The organism is Stenotrophomonas sp. HMWF003 (assembly GCF_003061285.1).
Lineage (GTDB): Bacteria > Pseudomonadota > Gammaproteobacteria > Xanthomonadales > Xanthomonadaceae > Stenotrophomonas > Stenotrophomonas maltophilia_AP.
The window spans coordinates 1-14,777 of the sequence record NZ_QAIW01000112.1; the positions used below are offsets into that span (position 1 = coordinate 1).

Annotated in this window: 14 protein-coding genes; 13 read left to right on the forward strand and 1 reads right to left on the reverse strand. The window is 68.7% G+C overall.

The features are described from left to right. Positions 1–58: 58 nt before the first annotated feature. The 13 genes from rsmG (at position 59) to DBR34_RS04460 (ending at position 13,829) form a co-directional block, all read left to right on the forward strand. Positions 59–697 carry a 16S rRNA (guanine(527)-N(7))-methyltransferase RsmG gene (rsmG, locus tag DBR34_RS04400; protein WP_038685460.1) on the forward strand — a complete coding sequence of 213 codons (639 nt, stop codon included), beginning with the start codon at positions 59–61 and terminating at the stop codon, positions 695–697. Between the two features lie 211 nt (positions 698–908). Next, positions 909–1,706, forward strand: coding sequence for a ParA family protein (locus tag DBR34_RS04405; protein ID WP_038685462.1), 798 nt, complete (start codon positions 909–911; stop codon positions 1,704–1,706). Further along, a complete protein-coding gene (locus DBR34_RS04410; protein WP_038685464.1) occupies positions 1,706–2,629 on the forward strand; it encodes a ParB/RepB/Spo0J family partition protein in 924 nt (307 codons plus the stop codon). Before DBR34_RS04405 ends, DBR34_RS04410 begins: the two co-directional genes overlap by 1 nt. A 35-nt stretch (positions 2,630–2,664) precedes the next feature. Beyond that, a complete protein-coding gene (locus DBR34_RS04415) occupies positions 2,665–2,973 on the forward strand; it encodes a helix-hairpin-helix domain-containing protein (RefSeq protein WP_128095871.1) in 309 nt (102 codons plus the stop codon). Positions 2,974–3,014: 41 nt separating this feature from the next. Beyond that, on the forward strand, positions 3,015–3,740 hold the full coding sequence (locus DBR34_RS04420) for a suppressor of fused domain protein (protein WP_128095872.1): 726 nt from the start codon (positions 3,015–3,017) through the stop codon (positions 3,738–3,740). Positions 3,741–3,790: 50 nt separating this feature from the next. Next, a complete protein-coding gene (locus DBR34_RS04425; protein WP_128095873.1) occupies positions 3,791–4,756 on the forward strand; it encodes an NAD-dependent epimerase/dehydratase family protein in 966 nt (321 codons plus the stop codon). 87 nt (positions 4,757–4,843) lie between these two features. Next, positions 4,844–5,566, forward strand: a complete 723-nt coding sequence (locus DBR34_RS04430; protein WP_128095874.1) for a glycosyltransferase family 2 protein — start codon at positions 4,844–4,846, stop codon at positions 5,564–5,566. Next, positions 5,566–5,907: a lipid-A-disaccharide synthase N-terminal domain-containing protein gene (locus tag DBR34_RS04435; protein WP_128095875.1), complete on the forward strand. Its 342-nt coding sequence runs from the start codon at positions 5,566–5,568 to the stop codon at positions 5,905–5,907. Before DBR34_RS04430 ends, DBR34_RS04435 begins: the two co-directional genes overlap by 1 nt. Before the next feature lie 140 nt (positions 5,908–6,047). Beyond that, positions 6,048–7,832 (forward strand): DUF885 family protein, encoded by a 1,785-nt coding sequence (locus tag DBR34_RS04440; protein ID WP_128095876.1) that lies wholly within the window; start codon positions 6,048–6,050, stop codon positions 7,830–7,832. A 100-nt stretch (positions 7,833–7,932) separates the two neighbouring features. Beyond that, the gene (locus tag DBR34_RS04445) at positions 7,933–8,301 is read left to right on the forward strand and encodes a DUF2946 family protein (RefSeq protein ID WP_128095877.1); all 369 of its coding nucleotides are present in this window, start codon (positions 7,933–7,935) and stop codon (positions 8,299–8,301) included. 56 nt (positions 8,302–8,357) lie between these two features. Then, positions 8,358–9,653 carry a TolC family protein gene (locus tag DBR34_RS04450; protein WP_128095878.1) on the forward strand — a complete coding sequence of 432 codons (1,296 nt, stop codon included), beginning with the start codon at positions 8,358–8,360 and terminating at the stop codon, positions 9,651–9,653. After that, positions 9,650–10,627, forward strand: coding sequence for an efflux RND transporter periplasmic adaptor subunit (locus tag DBR34_RS04455; RefSeq protein ID WP_128095879.1), 978 nt, complete (start codon positions 9,650–9,652; stop codon positions 10,625–10,627). The genes DBR34_RS04450 and DBR34_RS04455 overlap by 4 nt, the downstream gene beginning before the upstream one ends. Positions 10,628–10,637: 10 nt before the next feature. Next, positions 10,638–13,829, forward strand: coding sequence for a CusA/CzcA family heavy metal efflux RND transporter (locus tag DBR34_RS04460; RefSeq protein ID WP_181393897.1), 3,192 nt, complete (start codon positions 10,638–10,640; stop codon positions 13,827–13,829). Between the two features lie 534 nt (positions 13,830–14,363). Here the strand turns inward: DBR34_RS04460 and DBR34_RS04465 are convergent. Further along, positions 14,364–14,777: nucleotide disphospho-sugar-binding domain-containing protein (locus DBR34_RS04465; protein ID WP_343125602.1), on the reverse strand; the 414-nt coding region annotated here is incomplete at its 5' end.

A 14,777-nucleotide genomic window follows, 5' to 3' on the forward strand; every position in this document is an offset into this window, starting at 1 on the left:
GTGACGCGCAGCGCCAGCCGACCCACGGTCGGCTCTACCGGGGTGCGATAATGGCGCCATGAAAGAACACACTCTCCCTGCCGGCGTCGCCGACGCGCTTGAGCGCGGCCTGGCCGCCATGCAGCTGGACGCCGCGCTGGCGCCGCCGCTGCTGACCTACCTGACCCTGCTCGACCGCTGGAACCGCACCTACAACCTCACCGCCATCCGCGACCCGCTGGAGATGGTCACCCGCCATCTGCTCGACTCGCTGGCCATGCAGCCCTACCTGGAGGCCGGCACCCTGGCCGACCTGGGCACCGGCCCCGGCCTGCCCGGCATCCCGCTGGCCATCGCCCGCCCGCAGCTGCAGGTGACCCTGGTGGAAAGCAACGGCAAGAAGGCGCGCTTCATGCGCGAGGCCGTGCGCCAGCTCGGCCTGACCAACGCCCGCGTGGCCGAATCGCGGGCCGAAGCGCTGGCCGAACCCGGCGCCTACGACCACCTGACCGCCCGCGCCATGGACACCCTGGCCGGCATCATCGCCGTTGGCGGTCACCTGCTGCGCCCGGGCGGCCGCCTGCTGGCCATGAAAGGCGTGCACCCGCACGACGAAATTGCCCAGCTGCCTGCCGGCTGGACGGTGGAGCAGGTGCTGCCGCTGCACGTGCCCGGCCTGACCGGCGAGCGCCATCTGGTGGTGGTGGCCGGTCCCTGACCGGTCCCGGGCGCGCGCCGGCCTGCCGCTGCGCGCGCGCCCCGATATCGACGGCAACGCCCGCCACAGCTGCCGCTGCGGTGTCCACCGGGCGCACGCCAGGCGCCCCATCGAGGTCGCGGGCGCCCGCCGGCGCGCATCTCACAGTGCATGACACGCCCCATATACGCATAATGACCAGTCCCACTCCCTGCCGATGAGGCTCACACGCATGGCCCGCATCATCGCCATCGCCAACCAGAAAGGTGGCGTCGGCAAGACCACGACCGCCGTCAATCTGGCCGCCTCCCTGGCTGCTGCACCCAAGCGCGTGCTCCTGGTCGACCTGGATTCCCAAGGCAATGCGACCATGGGCAGCGGCGTGGACAAGCGTGAAGTCGCCGCGTCCACCTGCGACCTGCTGCTGGGCGAAGCCACCGCCGCCGAAGTGCGGGTCACCACCCCGGAAGGCTTCGACCTGCTGCCGGGCAACATCGACCTGACCGCCGCCGAGATCCAGCTGATGGACCAGGGCGAGCGCGAGCAGCGCCTCAAGCGCGCCCTGGCCCCGGTCCGCGACGAGTACGACTTCATCCTGATCGACTGCCCGCCGGCGCTGTCGCTGCTGACCTTGAATGCCCTGGCCGCCGCCGATTCGGTGATCGTGCCGATGCAGTGCGAGTACTACGCCCTGGAAGGCCTGAGCGCGCTGGTGGAAACCATCGAAGCGCTGCGCGCCAACCTCAATCCCAGCCTGGAGATCGAGGGCGTGCTGCGCACCATGTTCGACGTGCGCAACAACCTGGCCAACGCGGTGTCGGCCGAGCTCACCGAGCACTTCGGCGACCGCGTGTTCCGCACCATCGTGCCGCGCAACGTGCGCCTGGCCGAAGCACCCAGCCACGGGCAGAGCATCGTCGGTTACGACCGCGCCTCGCGCGGCGGCGTTGCCTACCTCGGCCTGGCCGGCGAGATCATCCGCCGCCACCAACAACGCAACACGGCCGATAAAGCCCTGGAGACCGCCTGATGAGCACCAAGCCCGCCCTCGGCAAGAAACGCGGCCTCGGCCGCGGCCTCGATGCGCTGCTGGGGCCCAAGGGTGCGGTGACCCAGGTCCAGGCTGCCGCGGTGATCGAGCCCATGCCGGGTGAAGTGCTGCGCAAGCTGCCGGTGGGCCAGCTGCAGCCGGGCAAGTACCAGCCGCGCCGCGACATGGACGAAACCAAGCTCGCCGAGCTGGCCGAATCCATCAAGGCGCAGGGCGTGATCCAGCCGATCCTGGTCCGCCAGCTCGGCCCGGACAGTTTCGAGATCGTCGCCGGCGAACGTCGCTGGCGCGCCTCGCAGCTGGCTGGCCTGGACGAAGTGCCGGTGGTGGTGCGCGAGCTGGAAGACCGCACCGTCATCGCGATGGCGCTGATCGAGAACATCCAGCGCGAAGACCTCAACCCGCTGGAAGAAGCCGAAGCGCTGCAGCGCCTGATCAGCGAGTTCGCGCTCACCCACGCCGAGGCCGCCCAGGCCGTCGGCCGCTCGCGCGCGGCGGTGTCCAACCTGCTGCGCCTGCTTGAGCTGCCGATCGCGATCCGCCTGCTGCTGGAAACCCGCCGGCTGGAAATGGGCCACGCGCGTGCGCTGCTGACCCTGGCCCCGGAACTGGCCAGCAAGCTGGCCCAGGAAGCGGCTGACCAGGGCTGGTCGGTGCGCGAAGTAGAACACCGTGCGCAGCAGTTCGCGGCCGGCAAAGTGCCCGGTTCGCTGCGCAAGAAGCCGGCGGCCAGCGCGCCGCAGGCCGACATCGCCTCGCTGGAAACCGAGCTGTCCGAATCGCTGGGCGCCCGCGTGGCGATCAACCACGGCCGCGGCGGCAAGGGCAAGCTGATCATCCATTACACCGACCTGGACACGCTGGACGGCGTGCTCGAACGACTTCGCGCACAGAAGGGCTGAGTCCCCCACCGGCGCACGAGGATCATCCCCCCGCAATGAACCCTGCCAAGGTCGACCGCAACCATCTGTTGCGTCTGACCGACCTGCCGAATGTCGGGCCGGCCTGTGAGAAAGATCTGCGTCTGATCGGCATCCGTGTGCCTGCGCACCTGCGCGGCCGTGATGCCTACGACATGTACGCGCAGCTATGCCTGCGCACCGGCGTGATGCATGACCCGTGCGTGATCGATGTGTTCCTGTCGGTCGTGCGCTTCATGCAGGGCGAAGCACCGCGCCCGTGGTGGAATTTCAGCAAGGAACGCAAGGCCACGCTGGCCAAGGAAGCGCCGCTCACGTTGTGGTGACGGCTTCCGGGCAGCCGGTGGCGGCCCACAAGGAGTGACGGATGAGCGATACCTACGACGATGTCAGCCCGGGCGGCAGTCCGATGTTGACCCACACCCGGCCCCGCGACTTCGCGCCGGCGGCCGGTGAGGTGTGCATCGAGCAGATCAGCGCGCATATCGAGCGGCATCTTGGCCCGGTCTCGAGCGTGTTCCATGAAATCGTGTCCGACGCCGTGCACATCGACGTGCACGTGGTGCCGGCCACGGAGGAGTTCCCGCATCTGCGGCTGGTCACGTCGGGCATGAGTGACCTGCCGATGACGCTGTCCGACGACGTCGACGCGCCGCGGTACATGGAGCTGATGGTGACCCTGCCGGCCGACTGGCCGCTGCAGCAGGCCGACCTCGAGGACGAGCGCCACTACTGGCCGATCCGCCTGCTCAAGATGATGGCGCGGCTGCCGCACAAGTTCGACACCTGGCTGGGGTTTGGCCACACCATTCCCAACTTCGATCCTCCCGCGCCCTACGCGCCGGGCGTCGGCTTCGACGGCGTGATCGTGCTGCCGCCGGTGAACGCCCCGGAAGACTTCGGGCACCTGGTGATCGACGCTGAGAAGACCATCGTGTTCATGTCGCTGGTGCCGCTCTACCCCGAAGAAATGGCGCTGAAGCTGAAGAAGGGCAGCGACGCCCTGCTGGATCGCTTCGATGCCAAGGGCGTCAGCGACATCATCGAACCGGGCCGGGTCAACGTTGCCAGGAAGCGCTTCGGCCTGTTCTGAGTGACATACCGCACCGCTATGCTGTTCCCCGTATTTCCAGGATTACTGCGATGACCATCCTCGTCACCGGCGCTGCCGGCTTCATTGGGGCCAACACGGTCCGCGCGCTGCTCGATGCCGGTGAAACGGTGGTCGGGCTGGATAACTACAACGACTACTACGACCCGCAGATCAAGCGCGACCGCGTGGCCGCGCTGTGCCCGGACGCCGACATCCGCGCGCTCGACCTGACCGACCGCGACGGCCTGGCCGCGCTGTTCGAGGAGGTCGCGCCGCGCCGGGTGATCCACCTGGCCGCGCAGGCCGGCGTGCGTTACTCGATCGAGAACCCGCACGCCTACGTCGACAGCAATCTGGTCGGCTTCGTCAACATGCTCGAGCTGTGCCGCCACCGTGGTGTGGCGCACCTGGTGTATGCGTCCAGCAGTTCGGTGTACGGCGATTCGGCCACCCCGCCGTTCTCCGAGGACCAGCGCATCGACAAACCGCGCTCGCTGTACGCGGCCACCAAGGCCGCCAACGAGCTGATGGCCTACACCTACGCGCAGCTGTACGGCCTGCATGCCACCGGCCTGCGCTTCTTCACCGTGTACGGCCCCTGGGGCCGCCCGGACATGGCACCGCTGCTGTTCTCGCGCGCGGTGCTGGCCGGGCGCCCGATCGACGTGTTCAACGACGGAAAAATGCAGCGCGATTTCACACATGTTTCCGACATCGTGGCCGGTATCCTCGGCGCGCTGGCGCATCCGTCCAGCGAGGATGTTCCGCACCGTGTCTTCAACCTGGGCAACCACACGCCGATCGAGCTGGAGCACTTCATCGGGGTCATCGAAGCGGCGGCCGGGCGCCCGGCACACAAGGTGTACAAGCCGATGCAGCCCGGCGACATGGTCCGCACCATGGCCGACACCACGCGCGCCCGTGACGCATTCGGCTATGAGCCGGCCACCCCGATCGAGCAGGGCCTGCCCCCGGTGGTGGCCTGGTGCCGCGATTATTTCGGTACTCACGCCTGACACACATCTGCGGATTCATCTTTGGATAACCTTGGGTGCGGAAAATGCGCGCTCGTTTTCGATCCTGGCCCTCCGCAGAGCCCGACCATGAGCCAACCCCAGCTGTCGGTCGTTGTTCCCGTCTTCAATGAACGCGACAACGTTACCCCCCTGATCGAGGAGATCGTCGCCGCGCTGCGCGGGCAGGTCGCGTTCGAGATCGTCTACGTCGACGACCAATCGCGCGATGACACCCTGGCGGTGCTGCAGGGGCTCAAGGCCGTCCACCCCGAGCTGCGGGTGCTGCACCACGTCAGCCAGAGCGGGCAGAGCACGGCGGTGCGCACCGGCGTCAAGCAGGCCCGCGCCCCCTGGATCGCCACCCTGGACGGCGACGGCCAGAACGACCCGGCCGATATTCCCAAGCTGCTGGCGGCGCGCGCCGCGGCTGCGCCGCAGGTGAAGCTGTTCGCCGGCTGGCGGGTCCACCGCCAGGACTCGGGCAGCAAGCGCTGGGCCAGCAAGTGGGCCAATGCCATCCGCGCGCGCATGCTGCGCGACGACACCCCCGACACCGGCTGCGGCATCAAGCTGTTCGAGCGCGAGGCGTTCCTGGACCTGCCGTACTTCGACCACATGCACCGCTACCTGCCGGCGCTGATGCAGCGTGCCGGCTGGCAGACCATCAGCGTGCCGGTCAACCACCGGCATCGCACGGCGGGGGTGTCCAAATACACCAACCTGGGCCGCGCGCTGGTCGGCATCCGCGACCTGCGTGGGGTGGCCTGGCTGATCACGCGCAGCAAGCGCACCGCCGTGGAAGAACGCTGATGGAGCTGCACTGGCTCGACCAACCGTTGACCTGGCTGTACTGGACCGGCCTGCACGTGACCGGCTGGAAGCTGATCGGCTACACCGGCGCGCTGATGTTCGGCGGCCGCTGGCTGGTCCAGTTCGTGGCCTCCCGGCGCGCCGGCAAGCCGGTGATCCCGCGGCTGTTCTGGTACATGAGCGTGGTCGGCAGCCTGATGACGCTGAGCTACTTCCTGTTTTCAGCCAAGCAGGACTCGGTGGGCGTGCTGCAGAACCTGTTCCCGGCGTTCACCGCGCTGTACAGCCTGAAGCTGGATATCGACCATCGTGGGTGGAAGCGGGACAAGGCGCCGCATTGAGGTGGGCCCACCGACCATCGGTCGGTGGCTACCGCGCGCCTTCGGCGTTGCCCGCGAAGCGGGCAGGACCTTTGATCCATGCGCGGCCCCTTCGCCGGGTGCCATGATCGGGGTTTGCCGTCCACCGGGAACCGCTGATCGTGAAATCGCCCCTCGTCACCGCGCTGCTGCTCGCCCTGGCCCTTCCTGCCGGGGCCGTCCTGGCCGCGCCGCCCGCTGCACCGGCGGCCGCACCGGCCAGCCTGGCCTCTGAAAGCGCCGCCGATGCGCAGTTCCGCAGCATCTATGAGACCGAATGGAAGTGGCGCCAGGACGGCGGTGGTGAAGCCAGCGAAGACGGCGACGGCCCGGCCAACGCCACCCGCATGCCCGACGTGGGCGCGGCGGCCCAACAGGCCCGCCTGAAGGTCTGGGACGAGGTGCTGGCCAAGCTCGGCACGATCGACCCGAAGACGCTCTCGGCCGACAACCAGATCAACTACGCCATCTACCGCGACCAGGTCTTCAACCTGGCCGCCGAGGTACGCCTGCGCGGCTATGAAATGCCGTTCAACGCCGACTCCTCGTTCTGGTCCAACCTGTCCTTCATGGCGCGCCGCGAGATGAAGACCGCCAAGGACTACCGCAACTACATCGCCCGCCTCAACGACGTGCCGCGCTACTTCGACCAGCAGACCGAGAACATGCGGGCCGGCCTCAAGCGCGGCTTCAGCGTGCCGCGCGCGGTCCTGGACGGGCGCGAAGTGTCCATCGCCACCGTGTCCGAACTGAAGGACCCGACCGCCTCGCCGCTGTATGCGCCCTTCAAGAAGTTGCCCGCCAGCATCCCCGCGGCCGAGCAGGCGCAGCTGCAGGAGCAGGCGCGGCAGGCCATCGGGGGCAGCGTGGTGCCGGCGTTCGCCAAGCTGCGCACCTTCTTCGTCAGCGAGTACGTGCCGCAGGCGCGCACCACCCTGGCCGCCGAAGCGATGCCCGACGGCAAGGCGTACTACAAGCAGCAGATCCACGAATACACCACGCTGGACCTCACCCCGCAGCAGATCCACGAGATCGGCCTGAAGGAAGTGGCGCGCATCCAGGCGGAAATGAACGGCATCATCAAGCAGGTGGAATTCAAGGGCAGCTTCGCGCAGTTCCTGACCTTCCTGCGTACCGATCCGCAGTTCTACGCCAAGACCCCCGACGAACTGCTGCACCGCGCCGCGTGGATCTCCAAGCGCGTGGACGGGGTGATCGGCAAGTACATGACCCTGCCGCGCGCACGCTTCACCATCGTGCCGGTACCGCCGGACATCGCCCCGTTCTGGACCGCCGGCCGCGGTGGCATGGGCACCTACTGGCTCAACACCTACAACCTGCCGGCGCGCCCGCTGTACAACCTGCCGGCCCTGACCCTGCACGAATCCGATCCCGGTCATGCGCTGCAGGGCGCACTGGCGGCCGAGCAGGGCGAGCAGCCCGAGTTCCGCCGCAACGCCTACATCTCCGCCTATGGCGAAGGCTGGGGCCTGTACTGCGAAAAGCTGGGCGTGGAGATGGGCATCTACGAAACTCCCTACGAGGATTTCGGCCGCCTGACCTACGAGATGTGGCGTGCCGCGCGCCTGGTGATCGACACCGGCGTGCACCACAAGGGCTGGACCCGCGCGCAGGCCATTGCCTACCTGCGCGACCACACCGCGCTGAGCGAGCATGAAGTGACCACCGAAGTGGACCGCTACATCTCCTGGCCGGGCCAGGCGCTGAGCTACAAGCTGGGCGAGATCGCCATCGTGCGCCTGCGCGCGCAGGCCGAGCAGGAGCTGGGCGACCGGTTCGACGTGAAGTCCTTCCACGATGCCGTGCTCAAGCAGGGCTCGGTGCCGCTGCCGGTGCTGGAGCAGCAGATCCAGGCCTATATTGCCCAGCGCAAGGCTGCCAGCTGACCGCAACGGGATCGGCCGCGACCCGGCCGATCCCGTCAACGTGAACCATCGCGCCGCGCTGCGATTGTGTAACGGGCAAGCCGCCCGCTACCCTGCCGGCATGTTCCGCCACGCCCGCCCCCGTCCGTCCCTGCTGCTGCGCCTGCTGATGCTGGTGGCGGTAGGCCTGGGCGTGTTCGGCACGGCCACGGCGTCGGCACTGGCCGACATCCATATCAGCCTGCACAGCGACGCGGCCCCGGCCGACACCGCGCTGCCCGGCGATGCCGAACCCGATCCGGCCGACGGCGACCTGCTGCATGCACTGGTGCATTGCGGCCACTGCCACGGTCACGGCGGCGTGCTGCCGATGGCGTCACTGCCGTGGGTCCTGCCCGCTGCGCCGGCGCACAGCGTGCCGGTCGGGCTGGTTGCGCAGTTGCGTACCCAACCGCCGGAGAGCCTGCTGCGCCCCCCGATAGCGTCCTGATGCCACGCGGCTGCGTGCCGCCGTTGTCCATCTGAACCGTTATCTGGAGATTCCCCATGTGGATGCGCCTGGCAGCCTTGGCTGTCCTCGCGTTCGTGCCGTGCGTGTATGCGCAGGGCACGAAAACGCCTGACCCGTTGACCCTCGACGACGCCATCGCGCGCGTTGCCCAGTACCACCCCGACCTCCGCCTGGCCGAGGCGCAGCGCCCGATCTGGGAAGCGCGCCGTGACGCGGCCGGACTGCGCCCGCCGCTGAGCGTGGGCGTGGACCTGGAAAACGCGTTGGGCAGCGGCGATGCCAGCGGCCTGCGCAGCGCCGAGCTGACCGTCACCCTGGCCGGCATGCTCGATCGCGGCGGCAAGCTGGATGCCCGCCGCGCCGTCGCCCAGGCCAACCTGGACAGCCTGGCCCCCCAGCGCGAAACCGCCCGGCTGGACCTGATGGCTGAGGTGGCGCGCCGCTATCTGGCGGTCACCGACGCCCGCCAGCAGCTGGCCATCGCCCGGACCGACATCGAGCAGCGCACGCGCGCGGTGGCGGCTGCGCGCCTACGCCTGCAGGCCGGTGCGTCGCCCGAATCGGTGCTGCTGACTGCCCAGGCGATGCTGGCCCAGGCCGAGCTGGACCGCGACCGCGCCGCCCAGGCCGACCAGTCCGCGCGTGCCGCGTTGTCGGCGTTGTGGCGGCAGCGCGAGCCGGGCTTCGACGTCGTCACCGGCGACCCGATGCAGCTGCCGGCGCTGCAGGACTTCGCGGTGCTGGCCGATCACCTGCAGCGCACCCCCGAGCTGGCGATGCTGGCCGGCGAGCGCCGCATCCGCGAGGCACAGGTGCAGCTGGCCCGCACCGCGGCGCGGCCGGATATCAGCTGGCAGGTCGGCGTACGCAGCAACCGCGAGAACCGTGACACCTCCTTCGTGGCCGGCTTCAGCGTGCCGCTGGGCAGCGTGGCCCGCGCCGCGCCCGAGATCCGCGCGGCCGAAGCCGAACTGGCGCTCAACGCGGTCGAACGCGATGCGCGCGCGCTGCAGCTCTACGCCACCCTGGCCGAAGCCCATGGCCGCTACCTGACCTCGCGGCTGGAAGTCACGCGCATGGCGCGCGACGTGCTGCCGCAGCTCAAACGGGCCGAAAACGCCGCCGAAAAGGCATGGCGCGCCGGTGCCATCAGCTACATGGAATGGGCGCAGCTGCAGGCCATGCGCATCGAGGCCCGCCAGCGCCAGCTGGAAGCGGCCATCGCCGCGCAGACCGCACTGATCGAAATCCAGCGTCTCACCGGGCAGAGCATGCTCGCCACCGGCGACACACCCGCCACTGCCGCCGTGTCCACGGAGGACCGCCGATGACTTCCTTCTTCCCCCGCACCGCCCTCACCGCCGCCCTGCTGCTCGCCCTGCTGGCCCTGGCCGGCTGCGCAAAGGAAGCCGGCACCCCGGCCGCTGCCGACCCGGGCCACGGCGAGGCCGGTCATAGCGACGAGGAGGCGCACGACGAGGACGCGCCGGAAACCACCACGATCACCGCCGCGATGGCCGAACAGACGGGCATTCGGGTCGCCGCGGTCGCGTCCGGCACCATCGCCGACGAGCACGACGTGCAGGGCCTGCTGACCCCCGTTGATGGCCGCGTGGCGCAGGTGATGGCGCGCTTCCCCGGGCCGATCCGCTCGCTGCGCGCCAACGTCGGCGACCGCGTCGCGGCCGGGCAGGTGCTGGCCAGCATTGAAAGCAACCTCAGCCTGACCACCTACACCGTCAGCGCGCCCATCAGCGGCGTGGTGCTGGCGCGCCAGGCCCAGGTGGGCGGCGTGGCGGGCGAGGGCACGCCGTTGTTCGAGATCGGCGACCTGTCCACGTTGTGGGTGGACCTGCATATCTTCGGCAACGACACCCAGCACATCACCGCCGGCGTGCCGGTTACGGTGGCGCGCATGACCGACGGGGTCAGCCAGACCACCACGCTCGAACGCGTGCTGCCCGGTACCGCCACCGCCAGCCAGAGCACCGTGGCCCGCGCCACGTTGCGCAATGACGATGGCCTGTGGCGGCCCGGTGCGGCGGTGAAGGCCCGCATCGTGGTGGCCACCCAAGCGGCCGCGCAGGTCGTGCCCCTGAGCGCGCTGCAGACCATGGACGGCAAGGACGTGGTGTTCGTGCGCAGCGGCGACACCTACACCGCGCGCCCGGTCCGCCTTGGCGCGCGCGATGCGGGCAAGGTTGAAGTGCTTGAGGGGCTGACCCCCGGCGAGCAGGTCGTGGTCGAGCAGAGCTACGTCGTGAAGGCCGACATCGGCAAGGCGGGGGCGTCGCATGAGCATTGAACGCGTCGGCGTGCTGGAACGCATCATCGGTGCGTCCATCGCCCACCGCTGGCTGATGATGAGCCTGACCCTGGTGCTGGTGGCGGTGGGCATCTGGAGCTTCACCAAGCTGCCCATCGACGCCACCCCGGACATCACCAACGTCCAGGTGCAGATCAACACGGCGGCCCCCGGCTATTCGCCGCTGGAGACCGAACAACGCATCACCTACCCGGTGGAAACGGTGATGGCCGGCCTGCCGCGCATGGAGCAGGCGCGCTCGCTGTCGCGCTACGGGTTGTCGCAGGTCACCGTGGTGTTCGAGGACGGCACCGACATCTACTTCGCCCGCCAGCAGGTGGCCGAACGCCTGCAGCAGGTGAAATCGCAGATTCCTGACGGCCTGGACCCGCAGCTGGGTCCGATCTCCACCGGCCTCGGTGAGATCTTCATGTACACCATCGACGCCGATCCCAAGGCGCGCAAACCCGATGGCACTGCCTACACCGCCACCGACCTGCGCACCCTGCAGGACTGGGTGATCCGCCCGCAGCTGCGCAACGTGCCTGGGGTGACCGAGGTCAACACGATCGGCGGCTTCCAGCGCCAGGTGCACATCACCCCGGACCCGGCACGGCTGCGCGCGCTGGGCTTCACCCTGGAAGACGTGGCGCAGGCGGTGGAAGCCAACAACCAGAACGTGGGCGCCGGTTACATCGAACGCAACGGCCAGCAGTTCCTGGTGCGCATTCCCGGCCAGGTGGCCAACCTGGAGGAGATCGGCAACATCGTGCTGGCCCGGCGCGAAGGTGTGCCGATCCACGTGCACGACGTGGCGCAGGTGCAGGACGGCCCGGAGCTGCGCAGCGGCGCGGCCACGCAGAACGGCCACGAAGTGGTGATGGGCACGGTGGTGATGCTGATCGGTGCCAACAGCCGCGACGTGGCCCAGGCCGCGGCCGCACGGCTGCAGCAGGCACAGGCCAGCCTGCCCGAGGGCGTCACCGTGACCGCCAGCTACGACCGCACCGCGCTGGTGGACCGCACCATCGACACCGTGGCCAAGAACCTCATCGAAGGTGCGTTGCTGGTGATCGTGGTGCTGTTCGCGCTGCTCGGCAATTTCCGCGCGGCGTTGATCACCGCCGCGGTGATTCCACTGGCGATGCTGTTCACCCTCACCGGCATGGCACGCGGTGGCGTGTCGGCCAACCTGATGAGCCTGGGCGCGCTGGACTTCGGCCTGATCGTGGACGGCGCGGTGATCATCATCGAGAACTGCCTGCGCCGCTTCGGCGAACGCCAGCACGCGCTGGGCCGCGACATGACCGCCGCCGAGCGCTTCGCCGAAACCGCCAGCGCCACCGCCGAGGTGATCCGCCCGAGCCTGTTCGGGCTGGGCATCATCACCGCGGTGTACCTGCCGATCTTCGCGCTGTCCGGGGTGGAGGGAAAAATGTTCCACCCGATGGCGATCACCGTAGTGCTCGCGCTGACCGGTGCGATGCTGCTGGCACTCACCTTCGTGCCGGCGGCGATTGCTTTGTTCCTCGGCGGCCGCGTGCAGGAAAAGGAAAACCGGCTGATGGCGTGGGTGCGCCGGCGCTATGCGCCGCTGCTGGCCTTCTCGCTGCGGCGCGGGCGGTGGATGGTGGCCGGCGCGTTGGTGCTGGTGGTGGGCTGCGGCCTGCTGGCCACGCGGTTGGGCAGTGAATTCGTGCCCAACCTGGACGAGGGCGACGTGGCCATGCATGCCATGCGCATCCCCGGCACCAGCCTGACCCAGTCGATCCAGATGCAGCTGCAGATCGAAAAACGGCTGGTGCAGTTCGCCGAGGTCGACAAGGTGTTCTCCAAGATCGGCACGCCGGAAGTGGCGTCCGACCCGATGCCGCCGTCGGTGGCCGACACCTTCATCATGATGAAACCGCGCAAGGCGTGGCCGGACCCGCGCAAGTCCCGGGCGGCATTGCTGGGTGAACTGGAAGCGGCGGTGGAGCAGTTGCCGGGCAACAACTACGAGTTCACCCAGCCGATCCAGATGCGCACCAACGAGCTGATCTCCGGCGTGCGGGCAGACGTGGCGGTGATGCTGTTCGGCGACGACCTGGACACGCTGCTGAGCGTGGGCAAGCGCATCGCCAGCGTGGCCGGCACCGTGCCGGGCGCGGCTGACGTGCGCGTCGAGGAAACCAGCGGGCTGCCGCTGCTGACCATCACCCCCAACCGCACCGCGCTGGCCGGCTACGGGCTCAATCCCGGCCAGGTGCAGTCCACCGTGGCCACTGCGGTGGGCGGGCAGGTGGCCGGGCAGCTGTTCGAAGGCGACCGCCGCTTCGACATCGTGGTGCGCCTGCCCGAAGCGCTGCGCCAGGACCCGGCTGCGCTGGCCGATCTGCCGGTGTCGCTGGCCCCGGCGTTGGCCGGCGATGATGCCGACGAGTCCAGCCGCGCCGGCAGCTGGACCAGCGGCAGCGCCCGCACCGTGCCGCTGCGCGAGCTGGCCACGCTGGGCAACAGCGAGGGGCCGAACCAGATCAACCGCGAAAACGGCAAGCGCCGCATCGTGGTCACGGCCAACGTGCGTGACCGCGACCTCGGCAGTTTCGTGGCCGACCTGCAGCAGGCCATCGGGCGTGACGTGCAGGTGCCCAACGGCTACTGGATCGAGTACGGCGGCAGCTTCGAACAGCTGATCTCGGCCAGCCAGCGCCTGTCGATCGTGGTGCCGGTGACGCTGGCGATCATCTTCGCGCTGCTGTTCTGGGCGTTCGGCTCGGTCAAGGACGCGGCGATCGTGTTCAGCGGCGTGCCGCTGGCGCTCACCGGTGGCGTGCTGGCGCTGGCCGCGCGTGGCATTCCGTTGTCGATCTCGGCCGGTGTCGGCTTCATCGCGTTGTCCGGCGTGGCCGTGCTCAACGGGCTGGTGATGATCAGCTTCGTACGCAGCCTGCGCGAGAGCGGCCTGCCGCTGGCCGATGCCGTGCGCGACGGGGCGCTGGGTCGGCTGCGTCCGGTGCTGATGACCGCACTGGTGGCATCGCTGGGCTTCGTGCCGATGGCCTTCAACGTGGGTGCCGGTTCGGAAGTACAGCGCCCGCTGGCCACGGTGGTGATCGGCGGCATCGTGTCGTCCACGCTGCTGACGTTGCTGGTGCTGCCGGTGCTGTACCGGTGGTTGCACCGCAAAGACGATGCGACACCGGTCTCCGGTAGCACCTGACCGTTGGTCGGGTGATGCACGCTGCGGCAGGCATGCAACGTCATGCCTGCCGCGCAGCGGTGAACGTGCGCGTGTCCAACAGGATGCGCCACGATGCGACGTCGAGCGCACTTGCCTGCTGAGTACTTCTGCACCGATATGGGCCACGGTGACATCATCTGGACCCGTATCACGCGGCGGGCAGACCCCAATCGTGCCCACATCTGAGTTGCCAGTGCCTACAACCGCAACTGGCACGGCCAGGTCCTGCCACACGGACATGGCGTGTTTCGCGTCACCAAAGTGCTCGCTAGCAAGCTTGGAATCTCCAGGCCCTGAACGAAAAAAGCGCCCCATCTCTGGGGCGCTTTCAGATTTCGTTCTCGGTGCTTGTGAGTCGCGTCGGCGTGCGCCTATCCCGCCAAAGGCTGAGGAAAGTCCGGGCCATGCCGGTCTTCGCAGCACTACTTTCCTGTTGCCAGGTCCCGATCAGCAGCGCTTGAAGGGAATCATGCCATGTGGCCGACGGCGTGCAAAACCACCCGAACGTCTTGGTTAATGTTCCCAGGGCAGGGTTTTGTGATCACTGCCAGCCTTGTGCTGGCGCGGGATCAGCCAGTGTTCGAGCCGCGTGATGGCCTCATGTACGCCGCATTCCTCGGCCATCGCCTGTCCCAGTGTGACCGCCCTGGCCCGGGTGCCTGGAGCCTCAGCGAACGCCAGTGCCTTGGCCAGCGTTTCTGCATCCAACCGCTTCGGCGACAACGCCGCTGGCGCCACGCCCAACGCCTGCAGCCGCGCTGCCCAGAAGAACTGGTCGGCTGCGAACGGCATCACCAGCGATGGCACCCCGGCCCGGCAGGCCGAATGCGTGGTGCCGCTGCCGCCGTGGTGGATCACCAGCGCGCAGCGCGGGAACAACGCCTCGTGCGGGGTGGGGCCCACCACGAACACGTCGGCGGGCAGGGG